The organism is Bacillus sp. LR--39 (assembly GCF_053613335.1).
In genome coordinates this window covers 195118-213151 of the sequence record NZ_JBSIOT010000002.1, presented here as the reverse complement: position 1 = coordinate 213151, position 18034 = coordinate 195118, and the positions used below count along the sequence as shown (strand labels likewise).

At 46.7% G+C, this 18034-nt stretch carries 16 protein-coding genes and 3 riboswitches; of the genes, 7 read left to right on the top strand and 9 right to left on the bottom strand.

The features are described 5' to 3' along the window. Positions 1-20: 20 nt before the first annotated feature. The 4 genes from ACWHAR_RS10780 to ACWHAR_RS10765 all read right to left on the bottom strand — a co-directional run bounded on the left by ACWHAR_RS10780 (position 21) and on the right by ACWHAR_RS10765 (position 4075). Positions 21-863 carry a polysaccharide deacetylase family protein gene (locus tag ACWHAR_RS10780; protein WP_032875648.1) on the bottom strand — a complete coding sequence of 281 codons (843 nt, stop codon included), beginning with the start codon at positions 861-863 and terminating at the stop codon, positions 21-23. Positions 864-962: 99 nt separating this feature from the next. Next, entirely contained in the window at positions 963-2063 is a 1101-nt protein-coding gene (locus ACWHAR_RS10775) for an ABC transporter ATP-binding protein (protein WP_029325758.1), read from the bottom strand. A 116-nt stretch (positions 2064-2179) separates the two neighbouring features. Then, the gene (locus ACWHAR_RS10770) at positions 2180-3073 is read right to left on the bottom strand and encodes a PucR family transcriptional regulator (protein ID WP_032875645.1); all 894 of its coding nucleotides are present in this window, start codon (positions 3071-3073) and stop codon (positions 2180-2182) included. 165 nt (positions 3074-3238) lie between these two features. Continuing rightward, complete coding sequence (locus ACWHAR_RS10765; protein ID WP_003150818.1) at positions 3239-4075, bottom strand: YitT family protein; 837 nt, start codon at positions 4073-4075, stop codon at positions 3239-3241. A gap of 65 nt (positions 4076-4140) precedes the next feature. Further along, positions 4141-4242, bottom strand: a riboswitch (guanidine-I (ykkC/yxkD leader). Between the two features lie 347 nt (positions 4243-4589). On the opposite strand from ACWHAR_RS10765, the gene ACWHAR_RS10760 reads away from it, so the two are divergent. Then, positions 4590-5129, top strand: coding sequence for a DUF4352 domain-containing protein (locus ACWHAR_RS10760; protein ID WP_119834765.1), 540 nt, complete (start codon positions 4590-4592; stop codon positions 5127-5129). Between the two features lie 46 nt (positions 5130-5175). Here the strand turns inward: ACWHAR_RS10760 and galE are convergent, their stop codons facing one another. Beyond that, positions 5176-6192 (bottom strand): UDP-glucose 4-epimerase GalE, encoded by a 1017-nt coding sequence (galE, locus tag ACWHAR_RS10755; RefSeq protein WP_014419237.1) that lies wholly within the window; start codon positions 6190-6192, stop codon positions 5176-5178. 210 nt (positions 6193-6402) lie between these two features. On the opposite strand from galE, the gene pepT reads away from it, so the two are divergent. The 4 genes from pepT to ACWHAR_RS10735 all read left to right on the top strand — a co-directional run bounded on the left by pepT (position 6403) and on the right by ACWHAR_RS10735 (position 10344). Then, entirely contained in the window at positions 6403-7635 is a 1233-nt protein-coding gene (pepT, locus tag ACWHAR_RS10750) for a peptidase T (protein WP_025285494.1), read from the top strand. Positions 7636-8211: 576 nt separating this feature from the next. Next, a complete protein-coding gene (locus tag ACWHAR_RS10745) occupies positions 8212-8379 on the top strand; it encodes a hypothetical protein (protein WP_003150808.1) in 168 nt (55 codons plus the stop codon). Positions 8380-8482: 103 nt separating this feature from the next. Then, a complete protein-coding gene (locus ACWHAR_RS10740; RefSeq protein WP_032875642.1) occupies positions 8483-8959 on the top strand; it encodes an LURP-one-related/scramblase family protein in 477 nt (158 codons plus the stop codon). 83 nt (positions 8960-9042) lie between these two features. Beyond that, positions 9043-9129, top strand: a riboswitch (SAM riboswitch). A 78-nt stretch (positions 9130-9207) separates the two neighbouring features. Beyond that, entirely contained in the window at positions 9208-10344 is a 1137-nt protein-coding gene (locus tag ACWHAR_RS10735; RefSeq protein WP_029972954.1) for a 5-methyltetrahydropteroyltriglutamate--homocysteine S-methyltransferase, read from the top strand. A gap of 35 nt (positions 10345-10379) precedes the next feature. On the opposite strand, the gene ACWHAR_RS10730 is transcribed toward ACWHAR_RS10735, so the two are convergent. Then, positions 10380-11261 (bottom strand): methyltransferase domain-containing protein, encoded by an 882-nt coding sequence (locus ACWHAR_RS10730; protein ID WP_032875639.1) that lies wholly within the window; start codon positions 11259-11261, stop codon positions 10380-10382. 363 nt (positions 11262-11624) lie between these two features. Further along, positions 11625-11725, top strand: a riboswitch (purine riboswitch). A gap of 135 nt (positions 11726-11860) precedes the next feature. Here ACWHAR_RS10730 and ACWHAR_RS10725 point away from each other — a divergent pair. Beyond that, positions 11861-13054: a NupC/NupG family nucleoside CNT transporter gene (locus tag ACWHAR_RS10725; RefSeq protein ID WP_032875637.1), complete on the top strand. Its 1194-nt coding sequence runs from the start codon at positions 11861-11863 to the stop codon at positions 13052-13054. Between the two features lie 47 nt (positions 13055-13101). Here the strand turns inward: ACWHAR_RS10725 and ACWHAR_RS10720 are convergent, their stop codons facing one another. The 3 genes from ACWHAR_RS10720 to ACWHAR_RS10710 all read right to left on the bottom strand — a co-directional run bounded on the left by ACWHAR_RS10720 (position 13102) and on the right by ACWHAR_RS10710 (position 16527). Next, the gene (locus tag ACWHAR_RS10720; protein WP_032875635.1) at positions 13102-13776 is read right to left on the bottom strand and encodes a DUF3298 and DUF4163 domain-containing protein; all 675 of its coding nucleotides are present in this window, start codon (positions 13774-13776) and stop codon (positions 13102-13104) included. Positions 13777-13916: 140 nt separating this feature from the next. Further along, complete coding sequence (locus ACWHAR_RS10715) at positions 13917-14225, bottom strand: hypothetical protein (RefSeq protein WP_015418528.1); 309 nt, start codon at positions 14223-14225, stop codon at positions 13917-13919. A 250-nt stretch (positions 14226-14475) separates the two neighbouring features. Next, a complete protein-coding gene (locus ACWHAR_RS10710; RefSeq protein WP_032875632.1) occupies positions 14476-16527 on the bottom strand; it encodes a catalase in 2052 nt (683 codons plus the stop codon). 200 nt (positions 16528-16727) lie between these two features. On the opposite strand from ACWHAR_RS10710, the gene citH reads away from it, so the two are divergent. After that, on the top strand, positions 16728-18008 hold the full coding sequence (gene citH / locus ACWHAR_RS10705; protein WP_032875629.1) for a citrate transporter CitH: 1281 nt from the start codon (positions 16728-16730) through the stop codon (positions 18006-18008). The last annotated feature ends 26 nt before the right edge of the window (positions 18009-18034 follow it).

The following is an 18034-nucleotide window of genomic DNA, read 5'->3' as shown; positions in this document are numbered from 1 at the left end:
CCGCATATGCGGAGGCTCTGTTATTTCATCACATTTTGAATATAAGAGCCGAATGCCGCGCCGGACATGCCCGGCGACACACGGACGCGGTGAAGCCCGTAAAGCCCCTGATCTCTTGACGCCGCTCCCGGCTCCGTCGTGACCGCCATACGGTAGCCTGACGCGGCGGCGGCTTTTAATGTTTCCTTATTATATCGTCCGACAGGGTAGCTGATCATAGACGTCCGCTGCCCGAACATTTGATCAAATAAACGCTTAGAGTCCCTCATTTCACGTCGCTGCTGCTGCGGTGTGAGCCCGTTCAATTCGAGATGGTTCATCGTATGGCTCTGAATGGAAATGCCGTGGGCGGCCATCTCCTTCATCTGCTTCTCAGTCAGATGATTCTTATGCCCGATAAAGTTTCCGATCATAAAGATTGTCGCTTTCATCTTGTATTTCTTTAAAATGGGATAGGCCGCTTTCACATTGTCGGTATAGCCGTCATCAAATGTGATCAGAACACATTTTTCACGCGGCTCCTTATCCTCCGTCAGCATCAGATAGGCCTCTTCAGGAGTCATCGTATAATAGCCGTGATCATGAAGCCACTTCATATGCTGCCGGAATTCTTCCTTCGGCACACGCAGGCTGTTTCCCTCAGAAATGCTGTGGTACATCAGAATCGGCAGTCTTGCCGTTCCTTTCGTTTTAACCCAGGCGGACGTATCCGGCTCTTTTTTGATTTGGCGCTTTACAGATTTTTTATCGTGGTGCGCTTCTGCCTTCGGAATGCTTTGTTCGGCGCTTGCCTCATGGCCCGAGCAAGCGGCAAGCGTAAACACGGCAGCCAAAAGGCACATGCACATGATCATGCGTTTCATCGTTTTCCTGCTTTCTGTCTTCTATTTACTTTTTATATCGGTTATGCGTCATAAATTGTTACATCAAAAAAGCCGGACATCCAGCTGTCCGGCTTTGCGTTATGAGCGGATTCTGATTTCTGTTTCACTGTCAAAAAAGTGAGCCTTATTCATGTCGAAAGCGACGGTCAATTCCTCACCGGCACGAATGTCATGGCGGGCGTCAATCCGGGCGATAAAATCCTGATCCCCGATCCGGGAATAGACCATAATTTCTGACCCGAGCAATTCCGCGACATTGATTTTAGCTGTGATGGATGAATTCTTATAGGATTCTACCACAATCAGCTCGTCATGTATGTCTTCCGGGCGGATGCCGAAGATAACATCTTTGCCGGCATACCCTTTTTCCCGTAGCATTTTCATTTTCCCTTCCGGCACGCTGAGAGCGGCTGAACCGATCTGAATGGCGCCGTCCGTCAGCTTTCCTTTGAAAAAGTTCATCGCTGGGGAGCCGATGAACCCGCCGACAAATACGTTTTCCGGATGTTCATACACGTCTTTCGGGGTGCCGATCTGCTGAATTTTTCCGTCCTTCATGACTACGATGCGTGTCGCCATCGTCAGTGCTTCTGTTTGGTCGTGCGTCACATAGATTGTGGTTGTTTGCAGCCTTTGATGCAGCTTAATAATTTCTGCCCGCATCTGCACCCGAAGCTTTGCGTCCAGATTTGACAGCGGCTCATCCATTAAGAACACTTTGGCATCCCTGACAATCGCCCGTCCCAATGCAACCCGCTGCCGCTGCCCGCCGGAGAGCGCTTTCGGTTTGCGGTGCAGATACTCTGTGAGCCCCAGCATTTTCGCCGCTTCTTCGACCCGTTTTTTAATCTCAGGTTTCGGCATCTTCCTCAGCTTCAGACCGAAAGCGATATTATCATAGACCGTCATGTGCGGATATAACGCATAGTTTTGAAACACCATGGCGATATCCCTGTCTTTAGGAGCGATGTCATTCACTCTCGTGTCACCGATATAGAAATCACCCTTCGTAATATCCTCCAGCCCGGCAACCATCCGCAAAGTTGTCGACTTGCCGCAACCCGACGGACCGACAAACACGATAAACTCTTTATCTTTAATATGAAGGTTAAAATCATCGACAGCCGCTTCTTTTTGATCGTAATACTTATAAATATGCTCCAGCCGAAGTTCCGCCATGTCATCTCTCCTTTTTTGTAACCGCTTTCTTAAATAGGATTGTAACAGCGTCAGACGGCGGCGGATATAGGCAATGTTCATAAAAAAAGTCCGCTGCCTTCGTGCACATTTCCCATTTAATGTGATTTTTCAGACTGCAGACAAATGAAATAAGCCAGCAGGGCGCCCCGATATGTCTTAATATCAATACCTGAGCGTTCCGCGAATTTATCAATCCGATATTGAAGACTGTTGCGGTGCAAATGCAGTTTTTTCGATGTGAGCGACATGTTCGAGTTATGTTCAATAAAAGTCTGAATCGTATGCTTCAGCCCCGGTTCTTTCTGAAACAGCAGCGCCGCTTCTTCGTGAAGCAAGGCTGAGAGCTTTTCTCTGCTTTCTTCCATGAGCATGGCCGGAAATACCGTTTCCGCGGTCAGCGTGCTCAGCTGCGGGAGATGTCGCCGGCCAATCTGACAATATTGCTGTTCTCTCCGATAATGAAGGCGCAGACGTTCTCCCGCGCCGTAATACCTTCCGATGAAAAAACGGACACTGAAATAAAAATCGCCTTCGAGAATCTTCACAAAAGATGCGATGTCATCCGAATCTGGCGCTTCCAGCTTTTCTTCCTCCACAATCACGCCTTGATCCCTTCCCGTCCGGACAACTGTATATGAAACCGGCCAGAAATGGCGCAGCGCTTCCGTAAATGCCCCCCAGTCCCGTTCTCTCAATAAGTCATAATGGATAAAACGGACACGAGGCTCCTTGACATCAGGCACCGGACCCTCTTCCAGCAGAAACCGCCGCCACCTCTTTGCTGCCGCCGTCTCCGGAAAAAAATCGCCTTTTTCTTCAGCGGGCGTCAAAAATGATTCCAGAAGCAGTTTCTCCTTCGGGGCAATATCCTCCTTCGGAATGGTGACATAGACCCGCCTTTTCTCATCATAAAAGCAAAAGACATCCTCCGCCGTACAGCACGTATCAGACAACACAGCCCTCGGGTAAATTGCCAATAACGGGTTCATATGCGCTCCTCTCTATCGCTCTATCATATTTTCAGTATAAAACGTCCGGCCGATTGTATCCACTTCGTTTTAAGAAACAGCTTTCAGGCTATTTCCCGGGAAACGGATCATAACAGCTTCTGCCGGCATAAGAAAAAACCCTCCGCGCCGGCAGAGGGATCCTTTTTATTTAGAGATATCGACGAAGCCTTCACCAAAGACGTCACGCACATCATGAACAATGACAAACGCTTTTGTATCACAGCTTTTAATAATTTTTTTGAGCATGGAAAGCTCTTGTTTCTGGATGACGATATATAAAATTTCCTTCGACTGCCCCGTGTAATTTCCTTTACCCGACAGCAGCGTAACCCCTCTGTCCATAAGCGTGTTGACCTGTTCAGCGATTTCGTGCTTATGCTCAGATATAATCGTCACCGCTTTTTTCGTATTCAGGCCTTCAATGATAAAGTCCATCACCTTCGTTCCGATGTACAGCATGACAATGGTAAACATCATTTTTTCCGCACCGATGATGAAATAAGAACTGAAGACGACAATCAGATCAAAGAACAAAAGCGCATAGCTGATATTCCAATCGAGATATTTGTTCGCAATCCTCGCCAAAATGGCAGAACCCGCAGTCGTTCCTCCGACTCGAATAATGATCCCGATTCCGACACCGGCAAACACACCCGCAAAAATAGTATTAATAATGAGTTCATGTGAAGGCGAGTGCCAATCATGCGTCAGATGCAGAAACAGTGAATTGGCAACAACGGTAATGATCGTATAAAGCGTTGTTTTTCCGTCTAAAAATTTATATCCGATAATCAATAAGATCCCGTTCAAAATGATATTCGTCACCCCGGGCGACCATTCAAACACATAGTACAAGATCAGGGTGATTCCCGTTACCCCGCCCTCTCCAAGATCATTCGGAATGGCGAATAAATTAACGGCCAAAGCAAAGATAAAAGCCCCAATAATCAGCATCAGCACATCCAGCAATCTCTTTTTCATCCCAGACACTCCCTTTATATAAAATCAAAAAAGCCCGGGAGAGCACTCTTCATTAAAAGAGCAGAAACTCCCGGGCTTTTATCCCAACGTGTCACAGCAGGAACCTGCTGTGTGTTTTCTCTCGGTCCAGACCAATTCAGCATTGCGGAACCCTAGAAAACCACTGTTTTTTATGTTCAGTTTTTGTATATCTTTCAAGATTATACGGGAAATCACGAACATGTTCAACCACTCTTTTTTTCAATAAACATATAAAAAATTCGAACGATCTGCCGATACTAAAAAAGGCCCTTAAAATACATGACTAAAAAATCATTAAAATACTTTTTTTCTCAAAATATTATTGACTATAGGTTATTTTACAGGCATTATAGTATGTAGTTTTTAAGAAATAGTTTACATAGGAGGAAATATTATGGCAGGCAACCTGGTGTCTTGTAAGGCATGCGGCAAAGAAATCGCTAAAGGCGTTAAAAAATGCCCAAACTGCGGTAAAGATCAGAGAAACTTTTTTATGAGACATAAAATTATCACATTGCTTCTGGCGGTAGTGGTTATTATCATTCTCGTAAACATCGGCGGCGGAGGCGGATCTTCATCATCTAAAACCGCGTCTTCAAAAGCTGCGGAATCCAAGGAAAAACTGTATAACATCGGTGACACTGTTAAGACTGAGAAAACTGAAGTTACCGTTACCAAAGTGGAAAAAAGAGATTCAGTAGGCTCTCAATTTGTCGAGAAAAAAGCGTCTGACGGCGGCGTTATCGTAGCTGTTCAATACACAGTTAAAAATGTTTCAAACAAGCCGTTAAGCTCTTTCTCCATTCCAAGAGCGAAATTAGTAGATTCTAAAGGAACATCCTATGATTCAGATATTGATGCTTCTTCAAGCTATGCAACAGAAACAAAAGTAGACAACAGTAAAATTTTAAGTGACTTGAACCCGAACATTAAAGTTACTGACGTAAAAGCTTTTGAAGTTGATAAAAACGCATACTCTAAAGGCACTTGGAAATTAAAGTTCAGCAACGATGTTGAAGTGAAAATTAAATAATGACCGTAAAAAAAGAGACCTTCATCATTTGAAGGTCTCTTTCTTTTTACACCTTTTGGTACCCGTTCACATTGGAGGACTGCCACTTCCAAGAGTCGGCGCACATTTCTTCAAGCCCGCGCTTTGCTTCCCAGCCTAATTCAGCCTTCGCTTTTGCCGGGTCTGCGAAGCATGCGGCGATGTCTCCCGGGCGCCGGGCGGCAAAACGGTACGGCACTTCTTTTCCTGATACTTTTTCAAACGCCTTGACCATCTCAAGAACGCTGTAGCCTCTTCCCGTGCCGAGATTATAGGCATCCGCGCCTGTTGTGTTCAGCACCTTCTCAAGCGCTCTGACGTGGCCCTCGGCAAGGTCAACGACATGGATGTAATCCCGCACGCCGGTGCCGTCCTTTGTCGGATAATCATTGCCGAACACCTGCAATTGCTCAAGCTTGCCGACAGCGACTTGGGCGACGTACGGCATTAAATTATTCGGGATGCCGTTCGGGTCTTCTCCGATCCGGCCGCTCGGGTGCGCGCCGAACGGATTAAAGTAGCGGAGCAGCGCAATGCTCCATTCAGAGTCCGCTTTATGCAGATCGCGTAAAATCTGTTCCAGCATCAGCTTTGTCTGCCCGTAAGGATTGGTCGCGCTTAATGGAAAATCCTCAGTGATCGGCGTTGTTTCCGGAACGCCGTAAACCGTCGCTGAAGAACTGAAGACGATTTTTTTCACACCGTGTGCCTGCATGGCTTCACATAAAATAAACGTCCCCGTCAGATTATTATGATAATAACGAAGCGGAACAGCCACAGACTCACCGACCGCTTTTAATCCCGCAAAATGAATGACGGCTTCAATCTCATTTTCAGCAAACACCCGGTGAACGGCGTCACGGTCAAGGAGATCCGCTTCATAAAACACAAGCCCTTTTCCGGTAATATCTTTCACACGCTCCAATGCTTCCGGTGAACTATTTGACAGATTATCCAAAACCACGATGTCATAGCCGCCGTTTAACAGCTCGACACATGTGTGGCTTCCGATATAACCCGCTCCGCCTGTCACTAAAATCGCCATGAAGAAAGCCTCCCCTATTGAATGAATTGACCATATTATATCGGTTTTTTCTTCCTCAATCATCCATTTCCAAAAAGTTTAATCGTTTAGTCATCGTTTCTTCATAATTTATTTTCATTCGCGTAAAAAACAGAGCCCTCGATTCAAAACGGTTGCGAAATAGAAATCCCTCCCCCGCGCATGGTAAGATAAGACAAAGGAGATGACGGTATGAAAAATGAAATCATTGAACGCTTTACCTCTTATGTAAAAGTCGATACACAGTCTGACGAAAACAATGAAAACTGCCCTTCAACCCCCGGCCAGCTGACATTGGCCAACATGCTGGCAGATGAATTAAAGTCGATCGGCATGACAGACATCACAGTCGATGACAATGGGTACGTCATGGCGACTCTGCCGGCAAATACGGATAAAGACGTGCCGACTGTCGGTTTTCTGGCTCACGTGGACACCGCGACCGATTTTACCGGAAAAAATGTGAATCCTCAGATTATTGAGAGCTACGACGGACATGATATCGTTCTGAATGACAAACTCAATGTCGTCCTGTCGCCTGAGCAATTCCCAGAGCTCTCCCGCTATAAAGGCCAGACGCTGATCACAACAGACGGCACGACGCTGCTCGGAGCCGACAACAAAGCGGGCATTGCTGAAATCATGACGGCAATGGCGTACTTGATCAAACATCCGGACATCAAACACGGAACGATCCGGGTCGCGTTCACGCCCGATGAAGAAATCGGCAGAGGCCCTCACAAATTCGATGTCGGCCGCTTCAACGCCGCATTCGCCTACACGATAGACGGAGGCCCCCTCGGCGAACTGCAATATGAAAGCTTTAACGCAGCAGCCGCAAAGCTTACTTGTTACGGAAAAAGCGTCCACCCGGGAACGGCGAAAAACAAAATGGTCAACGCTTCAAAAATCGCGATGGAATTTCACCACGCGCTGCCGAAAGAAGAAGCGCCGGAATATACGGAAGGGTATGAAGGCTTCTATCATTTACTTTCCATGAACGGAGACGTTTCTGAAGCCGCCCTGTCGTACATCATCAGAGACTTTGACAGAGACCGCTTTGCAGAACGAAAAGAATATATGCAGAAAACCGCCGATGCGCTGGCGGCCAAATACGGCAACGAAAGCATCAAGCTTGAACTGCGTGATCAATATTACAACATGAGAGAAAAAATAGAACCGGTCAAAGAGATAGTCGATGTCGCCTATCAAGCCATGAAAAACCTCGACATCGAACCGATTATCGAACCGATCCGGGGCGGAACCGACGGATCACAGCTCTCTTACATGGGACTGCCGACACCGAACATTTTTACGGGCGGCCAAAACTTCCACGGAAAATATGAATACATTTCCGTCGATCATATGGAAAAGGCGGTAAACGTCATTGTTGAAATCGCCAGGCTCTTTGAAGAGCGCGCTTAAAACCAAAGCCCCATGCTTTGGTTTTTTTCTTTCACATGAAACCTTTCCTTCTTTCTTTCCGTATATAAGGTATGAATTGGAAAGAAGGAGTGAAGACTATGGCAAGAGGGACTGTAGCGAAAGAATTGAAAAAAACCTTAAAAGACCCGCGTGTTCTGGAGACAAAATCAAACCCTTTTAAAAAACTGCGGAAAATGTTCAAACGATTTTTTTAAGATAACATCTCGTTTTCTTTAAAAAAATAAAGAAAGCGCTGTCAACTCGCAGTCATCTGTTAGAAGCAGTTATTTTGCATATTATAAGGTTTTTTAGGGTACTGAATAACACAAGGCAAACGAAAACACTGAAATAGTTATTTAGACACTTACAAAAAATAGTGAAAAAGTTATATAAACGATCATCATCCATCAGCCGATACAATCTATAGAACCACAACAAGAGCAAAATTTCTTCAACCCATAGTTATTTTTACGGAAAATGACGTTATTTTTTAAAAAAGTGACAATTGTTTGAATACTTTTCGTTTGTTTTTTCGTACAATAATAATACCAAAACTTTTTTTGGGAGGTATGTAAAATGATGCTACTTATTTTTGCTGCTTTGACAGGGTATCTTGTTTTCTCTTTCAGTAAGGACAACCGCCGGAAAACGCCAAAGACAAGCCCGCTGGTGACAGCTGCCGACACGAATAACATCATTGATTTAAATGCGATCCGTCAAAAACGCCGGATGCCGCTATCATAAAAACGACAGCTGCCGCAAAATCGGCAGCCTTTTTTTTATGCACCCGGCCGATATGAAACCAACCGCCTCCTTTTTTCGTACAACATAAAAAAGGAGTTTTTTTATGTACCATTTTTACATCAAAGAGCGAATGTTTACGTTTAAGAATCGTTTTCAAGTGTTTCTTGAAAGCGGAAAAGAAGTCTACAATGTTGAAGGAAAGCTGTTTTCATTCGGTGATGAACTGAAGCTGACTGATTTGGACGGCCGCACGCTCGCCAGCGTCAATCAGAAACTGATGTCGCTCGTTCCCCGTTACGAGATTTCCGTCAGCGGCAAACCCGTCTGCCAAGTCATCAAGAAAGTCACGTTTTTCAAACCGAAATTTGAAATTTCCGGGGTCGGCTGGGACCTTACCGGCGATGTGTGGGGGCGGAATTTTCAAGTGACAGACGGAAAATCAAACCGGATGACCGTCACCAAATCATGGATGAGCTGGGGCGATTCCTATCATTTGCAGATTGAAAAGGAAGAGGATATTGCTCTTTGTCTTGCGATCGCCATCGTGATAGATATGATTCTATTTGAGGGTGACAAATAAAAATATTTATCGAAATATATTGACAATATGAGAAAACATACTAAGATTAGAGTATTACAGTTTATTCTGAAAAATAGCATATTTCCTTATCAAGAGAGGTGGAGGGACTGGCCCTATGATACCCGGCAACCGCTGTTCAGCAGAATGGTGCTAAATCCTGAAGATAAGGTTGAGATTTGCGGACGCAAGCTCTTCCCTATCCGAGGGAAGAGTTTTTTTATATTTCATCAGGAAAGAAGGAATCGTTCATGTCACAGCAAAACACAGAACAACCATTGCATACTCTTCTAAGAAAAAACCCGCCGTTTCGCGCAGATCAGGTCGGAAGCCTGCTGCGGCCGGCGGCTGTGAAGCAAGCCCGCCTGCAAAGAGCGGCAGGTGAGATTTCAGCAGAACAGCTGCGCGAAATCGAAAACAGAGAAATCATCCGCAGCGTGGAAAAGCAGAAAGAAACCGGCCTCAATGTCGTGACTGACGGCGAATTCCGCCGTGCCTGGTGGCATTTTGATTTTCTCGAAAATTTAGACGGGGTTGAGGCATTTACGCCTGAAAGCGGCATTCAGTTTCACAACGTACAGACGAAAGCGCGCGGCATTAAAGTAACGGGAGATATTGATTTTTCTCAGCATCCGATGCTCGAAGATTATAAATTCCTGCACAGCATTGCCGGCGATGCTGTTCCGAAAATGACCATCCCCAGTCCGAATATGCTGTTTTTCCGCGGAAAATTGGAAAAAGCGTCCTACCAGAATGATTACAAACAATTTCAGCACGATGTGTCAAAGGCGTATAAAAAAGCGATTCAAGCTTTCTATGACGCCGGGTGCCGCTACCTTCAGCTCGATGACACCGCATGGGCCGTTTTCTTATCGGAAGCGGGGCTTCGTCAGATTGAAGCTTTCGGCACAACGCCGGATGAGCTGCGCAAGCTGTTTGCAGCTTCCATTAATGACGCCATCAAGGACCGCCCTGACGATCTGAAGGTTACGATGCATATCTGCCGCGGCAACTTCCAATCCACATGGACGGCTGAAGGCGGCTATGATGCAGCGGCTGAAACGATTTTTGACGGGCTTGATCTTGACGGATTGTTCCTGGAATATGATGATTCCCGCTCCGGCGGCTTTGAACCGCTTCGTTATGTCAAACGCTCTGATCTTCAGCTTGTGCTTGGATTGATTACGTCGAAACATGGCGAACTTGAAGACAAGGACGCGATTAAACGCCGGATTGAAGAAGCTTCACAATATGTCAGTCTGGATCAGCTTTGCCTCAGCCCGCAATGCGGATTCGCCTCCACTGAGGAAGGAAACCTGATCACAGAAGAACAGCAATGGGCGAAACTGCGCCATGTCGTCAACATTGCCGGTGAAGTCTGGAAATAAAAAAAAAGACACGCGATCAGCGTGTCTTTTCCGTTTTACAGCGGATCGGTCCCGATTAAAATATCGATATCTATCGTGACAGCAGCCTCTTTCCGGCTGATAAACCGCCGGATGCTGTCATCAGTACATTTCCATGTTAAGGGCGTCATTTTCACAAGCCGCTCGAGGTCAGGCTGCGCTAAGGTCTTCGTGTAACACAGCCGTTTGCGCTCAAAGGTTTGAAAGCCCGCTTGGAATCGTCCGGCCGCAGAATCGGCGGTGTCTTTCCGCCGAGGGCTGTCTCCGAAGAAAAATTCCCTTACTTCCTTCAAATAATCACGCCGCGGCACCGCTTTAATGACTGTGCCGCCCTTTCGTAAAAGTCTGCTGCATTCCTTGTAATTCCAAGGTGATAAAACAGACATCACGACATCAAAACAGCTGTCGGCAAACGGCGCATCCGCCACATCAGCGACGGCAAAAACCAAATGATTCCCGAAGGCCTTTGCGGCATGCAGCACACCTTCTTTCGAGAGATCAATGCCGATTCCCGTCACGGAAAAAGCGGGCTGAAGCAATTTGCATACGGCGGCTAAATGAGAGCCTTCTCCGCACCCCGCATCCAATATCGCCGCCGGTTTATGCGGAGATTGCTTACGGCTGATGACGGCGGCGATCTCCTTTTGAACCGGCCCAAAAAATTCCCGGCTGTCAAAAAGCTCGCGTCTCGCTTCGAACAGCTGCCTGTCATAGCGGGTTTTGACCGATTTATTGAGGAAATTCACATATCCCTGCTTTGATATATCAAATGTATGCCCCTGTCCGCAAATCAAGCTTCGGTATCGTGAGACCGCCATGGCCGACCGGCATAGCGGACACCTGAACACGGATTGGCATGATTGCAGTAATTCCGCGCGTTTTCTTTTTATAGACGTCAAAAAAAACACCTCATTCATTCGTTATTCCGATGAAATGAAAAAGGCATAGACAAATAAACCTTGCCAAATTGGAAGGTTTTACCTATTTATCTATACCTCTCATTATCTGTAACGAATGAATTGGATGATCACGAAAATGACCCCTTTTCTGCCGTCTTTTGAAGGCTGTGCCCTCAGATCCATTTTATCAGCTGCATCCCGTCTTTACAATGAACCGGAACGGTTTTTAGGAGTTTTTTACACCTTTATTATCCAATTACTTATAGACATCCTTTATTTTCTTTATTTATAATATAAATTTATTATTTTGAAAATATCTAAAAAGGTTGATTTTCAAAAATTGAAACGATAAAATACTGCTATCTCATGTAATATCGTTATTCTTGTATATGATCAGTAATATGGTCTGATTGTTTCTACCTAGTGCCGTAAAAGACTAGACTACAAGAAAGTTTGCATAAATTTGAACGAGTGAAAAGCATATGACGCTGTCTATTCTTTTCTTTTGGCTCTTATTTATCACACTTTCTGGCTTTCAGGAATTTGTGACGAATAAGAGCTTTTTTTATTTCCATAATACCCTTATAGGAGTTGCTCACATGTACTTTTTATTGAACATTGTCGGTCTCATTGTTGTCATGGCTGTTGTTTTCTTATGCTCTCCCAACAAGAAGAAGATTAAATGGCGTCCGATTGTCATGCTCCTCGTCTTTGAGTTTCTGATTACTTGGTTTATGTTAGGGACAAAAATCGGCGGCTTTGTCATCGGGAAGATCGGCGCGTTCTTTACATGGCTGATTTCCTGCGCCAGTCAAGGGATTGCGTTCGCTTTTCCGTCTGTCATGGCGAACCCGACGGTTGATTTTTTCTTCAGCGCATTGCTGCCGATTATCTTCGTCGTGACCTTCTTTGATATGCTGTCGTATTTCGGTATTCTGCCGTGGCTCATTGATAAAATCGGCTGGCTGATTTCTAAAATATCCCGTCTGCCGAAACTGGAGAGCTTTTTCTCCATCCAGATGATGTTTTTAGGAAATACGGAAGCTTTAGCCGTCATCCGCCAGCAGCTTGCCGCCGTCAGCAACAACCGGCTTCTGACATTCGGGCTGATGAGCATGAGCAGCATCAGCGGCTCGATCATCGGATCGTACTTGACGATGGTTCCGTCCACTTATGTGTTTACAGCCATCCCGCTGAATTGCTTAAACGCGCTTTTAATCGCCAATATGCTGAATCCTGTGGACGTTTCTAAAGAGGATGATATTATTTACGTTCCTTCAAAAGCGGAGAAAAAAGACTTCTTCTCCACGATTTCTAACAGTATGCTTGTCGGCATGAACATGGTCATTGTCATTTTAGCGATGGTAATCGGCTATGTGGCGTTAACGGCCGCGTTAAACGGCGTACTCGGACTGTTCGTGCACGGTTTGACCATTCAAAAGATTTTCTCATACATCTTCAGTCCGTTTGCCTTCCTTCTCGGATTAGGCGTACATGACGCGATGTATGTCGCACAGCTGATGGGCATCAAGCTCGCGACGAATGAATTTGTGGCAATGGCCGATCTGAAAGGGCAGCTGAATTCACTCCCGCCGCACACGATTGCCGTGGCTACGACATTCCTGACATCATTCGCAAACTTCAGCACCATCGGTATGATCTACGGATCTTATCAATCTCTGCTTGATGGTGAAAAATCAGCCATCATCGGAAAAAACGTCTGGAAGCTGCTTGTCAGCGGAATTGCCGTTTCCTTATTGAGCGCGGCGATTGTCGGATTGTTTGTCTGGTAAAAGAAAAAAAGCGATACCGCTCCGTTTTGGAGTGATATCGCTTTTTTTTATTGATAGACGGATGCAGGTACGAAAACGTCCCGGATTCCTGCCGCGTACGGTCCGAGATCATATTGTCCGAACACAACGGCAATGCCGTTTTTCGTAAAGAAGAAAGGTCTTTCGTTATTCAGGATGATCTCCTGTTTTTTAACGTCCTGATCGAACAGATCGTCATGTTTCTTGATGTAGCCGTAAAGATAGTCTCTCGTCTTGTTAGCTTTCGTTTTTGTATTCAGCACATCATTGAGTGTGACCCGTTTTTTTGCGGCCAAGTCGTAATTAAAGGTCTGAACGGATGTCAGCCCGTGTGCGCCGCCTGTGTAACTGTAGTCTTCCGTCTGAATGCTGAGCTTGCCGTCTTGATTATACTTCACCTTGAAATCTGCCTGGTATTCCGCTTTGTAGCCTTGTTTTTCACCGTCTTTTTTGTTTTTCACATATTCTTGATACGATTGTTCAATATAACGTTTGAAGTCCTGATTGATTTTCTTTTCAAAAGATGCGTTTCCCGTATTTGTGACCTCGGGGTATGTCAGCTGTTTTACATGCTTATACGTATGGCTTTTGACAACGGGCTTTGCGGTTTGCGCGGCCTCGGCTGAAGGCGCGAAACCTCCGAACGGCGCGGCTGTCAGCACGGTTAAGAGCACGGCCGCCATCATTTTGAATGCCTTTTTCATCACAACTCCTCCTTTTCATTACCGTTCCCTTTTTGAAAACGGGTTACACTCTATAGACAGCGCGGATCAGCAAATTGTTTCTGGGCCTTCTTTCACATTTTCTCCATAAAAAAAAGAGACATGGAAAATCCACGCCTCTTTTACCGTGAAGGTCTTTGCGCAATGGCTTCATAAACGGCTTCTGCCAAATCGGAGTTGCCGAACATCTCCAAAACGCCGATGACAGTTTGATCAGGAATCGGTTCTGATTCCTCCTTCGGCACGACAAGTTCTTCAGCCGTTTTTCGCAGCTCTTCGTTTAAAGGCTGTCCGGGATAAGCCTTGCTGTAAATGGCCATCGGATCAAGGTCATGATTGACGCACCATTGGGCAAACACCAAAATCATCATGTTTTCGTCACGCCGGTAATATTCTTCAAGTTGTTTTTCGGTAAACGGCTTCACTATCATTCGCTCCTCCAGAAAATCTACCCCTAAGATACACAAACACAGAGCGGAAGTAAACCAAAGAGGGTGAAACATATTATTTCATCAACCCGCCTGCTTTAAATGGCGCATGCCCTGACTCTCTAAAACTGTTGTCTGAATGTCCCGGACAGCGGAAGGTACGGATTTGCACGGAAGCATTTTCGTTTTCTCCTCAGATATTTCACTCTCACAAGAAAAAAGCGCCTCCTTCATAAAAGGCGCTTTTTCATTCTTATATGTTTCTGTCCCAATGCCGATGCTCAGCCACGGCTTTCAGAAATTGTTCGCAGTTTCCGTCCGGAACAAGACCGGGGCCGCTTTCGGTTCCGGCGGCGAGGGCGAGAAGTTCTTTTCCTTCACCGGAGGCGCCGATCGCTTTGTAATGGCTGAAAGCTTCGCTGACGAAGTCTCTGGCCGATTTTTGGGCTTTGAGGCTGTCTGTGCTTTGTTTTCCGCCCGGAATGAAAACAGCGTCGTACAGGACGGAATCCGCTGTCAGGAAAGTGGCTGACGCTTCCAGCTCCGTACCGTTTTCTCCCTTGATAGTTCCCAGCGCGGGGCTGATGATATCGGCTCTGACTCCCGCCTGTTTGCATGCGTCAAGCACTTGTTTGACTTTCTCATCAGAAAACCCGTGGTCGGTTAAAACCGCAACCTGCCTTGTCGCTGCCGTTTTCACCGTGTTTTCCTGGCTTAAGGCCGGGGAAGTGAACGTTTCGTCAGATTCACGATCCTTCGGCGGCGGGTTCACGCCGATTCCTTTCGCAACACACTCGGCAAGCCCTGCGTCGACATGACTGAAGACATCAATCACCTGCTGCTGCACATCCTTGCTGTTCACTTTTCCGACCTCAAAACAGAACGCGGAGATGATATGTTCTTTCTCGGCGGGAGACATGCTGTTCCAGAACATCTTGGCCTGAGAAAAATAGTCATTGAAACTCTCACTGCGCTGGCGGATTTTTCTGCCTTCTACTTTTTCCTGGTAATGAACGTATCCGCCTTCTTCTTCTGAGGCCGGCGACGGATCATTGTTCTGCAGGGAATTTTTATGATAGGCGACAGGGCCCTTATTAATCGTCATCCGATGGTAGCCGTCGTATTGGTTGTTATGGAACGGGCAGACCGGCCGGTTGATCGGAATCTCGTGAAAATTCGGCCCGCCAAGACGGATGAGCTGTGTATCCGTATAAGAGAAAAGCCGGCCTTGAAGAAGCGGGTCATTGGTAAAATCGATGCCCGGCACGACATTTCCCGGGTGGAATGCGACCTGTTCTGTTTCCGCAAAGACATTGTCCTGATTGCGATCGAGGGTCATTTTTCCGATCAGCTTGACGGGAACCAATTCTTCCGGCCACAGTTTTGTCGGATCAAGGATATCAAAATCAAATTTGAACTCGTCTTCTTCGTCTATCATCTGAACACCGAGCTCATACTCGACTTTGCCGCCGTTTTCAATCGTTTCCCACAGGTCGCGGCGATTGAAATCGGGATCTTTCCCGGCAATTTTCTGCGCTTCATCCCATACGAGGGAATGAACGCCGAGCACAGGTTTCCAGTGGAATTTTACAAAGCGCGCTTTTCCTTTCTCGTTGACGAAACGGAACGTATGCACGCCGAAGCCCTCCATCATCCGATAGCTTCGCGGGATGCCGCGGTCAGACATCGTCCACATGACCATGTGCGCGGATTCAGGATTGTTTGCGACAAAATCCCAGAACGTATCATGAGCCGTCGCGGCCTGCGGCATTTCATTGTGCGGTTCCGGTTTTATGGCGTGAACGAGATCCGGGAATTTGATCGCGTCCTGAATGAAGAACACCGGAATATTGTTTCCGACGAGATCATAGTTCCCTTCTTCAGTATAAAACTTCGTCGCAAATCCCCTGGCGTCACGGACGGTGTCGGCTGACCCCTTGGAACCCGCCACTGTTGAAAAACGGACGAAAACAGGCGTTTTGACGGACGGGTCCTGCAAAAATTTCGCCCGTGTATATTCCGTCATCGGTTCGTACACCTGAAAATGCCCATGAACGCCGTACCCGCGCGCATGAACGACCCGTTCCGGAATCCGCTCGTGGTCAAAGTGCGTCATTTTTTCACGAAAATGAAAATCCTCCATCAGCGTGGGGCCGCGGACGCCCGCTTTTAAAGAATGCTCATCCTCAGACACGCGAAGCCCCTGATTGGTCGTCATTTTTTTGCCGCTGTTACCAGACCGGTACTGCTCCAGCTGTTCGTCCTTTGAGTGTTCATTTACTCGTTTGTTTTGATCATCACTCATGTCAGTTCCCCCTTTTAAAACGAAACATTCTATAGCACATTTACCCGCGGCGTTCTTCATATAAACTGCTGATCCGCTCATTAGGATTTTAGGTCTGTATTTACATATGCGGTCATACACATTTTGAAATAAGCCATTTTCACAGAAATAAATCGTGAAAGCGCTTACCAATACAGCTGTTGAACAGGGGAGGTCATATCGTGCTTGCCATACTCGGTTTTGTGATGATGATTGTCTTTATGTATCTTATTATGTCTAACCGGCTTTCCGCTCTTATTGCTTTGATTGTCGTTCCTGTTGTGTTTGCCCTGATCAGCGGATTTGGCAAAGATCTCGGCGAGATGATGATTCAAGGCGTTACAGACCTCGCTCCAACCGGGATCATGCTGTTATTCGCCATCCTGTATTTCGGCATTATGATTGACTCAGGTCTGTTTGATCCCCTCATTGCCAAAATCCTATCGCTTGTCAAAGGGGATCCGTTAAAAATCGCCATCGGCACAGCGGTTCTGACGATGACCATTTCGCTGGACGGAGATGGAACAACAACGTATATGATTACGATTGCGGCAATGCTGCCCCTTTACAAACGGCTCGGCATGAACCGTTTGGTGCTGGCGGGAATTGCGATGCTCGGTTCGGGGGTCATGAATATTATTCCGTGGGGCGGGCCGACGGCGAGGGTTTTGGCTTCCTTGAAATTGGACACGTCAGAAGTTTTTACGCCGCTGATTCCCGCTATGATCGCCGGCATTCTCTGGGTGATCGCCGTTGCTTATCTCCTCGGAAAAAAAGAACGGAAGCGGCTCGGCATCATTTCGATTGAACACGCGCCGTCTTCTGATCCGGAGGCAGCGCCGCTGAAGCGTCCCGCTCTCCAATGGTTCAACCTGCTGCTGACTGTCGCTCTGATGGCCGCGCTGATCACCAGCCTGCTGCCGCTCCCTGTTCTTTTTATGATTGCGTTCGCCATCGCCTTGATGATCAACTATCCAAATGTCAAAGAGCAGCAGAAACGGATTTCGGCACATGCGGGTAATGCGTTAAACGTTGTCTCAATGGTGTTTGCGGCAGGCATATTTACAGGTATTCTCTCAGGCACAAAAATGGTCGATGCGATGGCGCATTCTCTCGTTTCCCTCATCCCTGATGCCATGGGCCCGCATCTGCCGTTGATCACTGCGATTGCCAGCATGCCTTTCACCTTTTTCATGTCGAATGACGCCTTTTACTTCGGTGTGCTTCCCATCATCGCTGAAGCCGCTTCCGCTTACGGAATAGACGCCGCTGAAATCGGAAGAGCCTCCTTGCTGGGCCAGCCGGTGCATCTGCTCAGCCCGCTTGTGCCATCCACCTATCTACTGGTCGGAATGGCGGGCGTCAGCTTTGGCGATCATCAAAAATTCACTATTAAATGGGCCGTGGGGACAACGATTGTGATGACGATTGCGGCGCTTTTGATTGGGATTATTTCGTTTTAATTAAAAAAGGATTTCCGATGGCGGAA

Coding starts and splice junctions, on each gene's coding strand:
- ACWHAR_RS10770 (WP_032875645.1), bottom strand. CDS start 3,073: ATGAACCCGTTATTGGCAATTTACCCGAGGGCTGTGTTGTCTGATACG.
- ACWHAR_RS10715 (WP_015418528.1), bottom strand. CDS start 14,225: ATGATAGTGAAGCCGTTTACCGAAAAACAACTTGAAGAATATTACCGG.
- ACWHAR_RS10745 (WP_003150808.1), top strand. CDS start 8,212: ATGATGCTACTTATTTTTGCTGCTTTGACAGGGTATCTTGTTTTCTCT.
- ACWHAR_RS10710 (WP_032875632.1), bottom strand. CDS start 16,527: ATGAGTGATGATCAAAACAAACGAGTAAATGAACACTCAAAGGACGAA.
- ACWHAR_RS10740 (WP_032875642.1), top strand. CDS start 8,483: ATGTACCATTTTTACATCAAAGAGCGAATGTTTACGTTTAAGAATCGT.
- ACWHAR_RS10765 (WP_003150818.1), bottom strand. CDS start 4,075: ATGAAAAAGAGATTGCTGGATGTGCTGATGCTGATTATTGGGGCTTTT.
- galE (WP_014419237.1), bottom strand. CDS start 6,192: ATGGCGATTTTAGTGACAGGCGGAGCGGGTTATATCGGAAGCCACACA.
- ACWHAR_RS10720 (WP_032875635.1), bottom strand. CDS start 13,776: ATGAAAAAGGCATTCAAAATGATGGCGGCCGTGCTCTTAACCGTGCTG.
- pepT (WP_025285494.1), top strand. CDS start 6,403: ATGAAAAATGAAATCATTGAACGCTTTACCTCTTATGTAAAAGTCGAT.
- ACWHAR_RS10780 (WP_032875648.1), bottom strand. CDS start 863: ATGAAACGCATGATCATGTGCATGTGCCTTTTGGCTGCCGTGTTTACG.
- ACWHAR_RS10725 (WP_032875637.1), top strand. CDS start 11,861: ATGTACTTTTTATTGAACATTGTCGGTCTCATTGTTGTCATGGCTGTT.
- ACWHAR_RS10735 (WP_029972954.1), top strand. CDS start 9,208: ATGTCACAGCAAAACACAGAACAACCATTGCATACTCTTCTAAGAAAA.
- ACWHAR_RS10760 (WP_119834765.1), top strand. CDS start 4,590: ATGAGACATAAAATTATCACATTGCTTCTGGCGGTAGTGGTTATTATC.
- ACWHAR_RS10775 (WP_029325758.1), bottom strand. CDS start 2,063: ATGGCGGAACTTCGGCTGGAGCATATTTATAAGTATTACGATCAAAAA.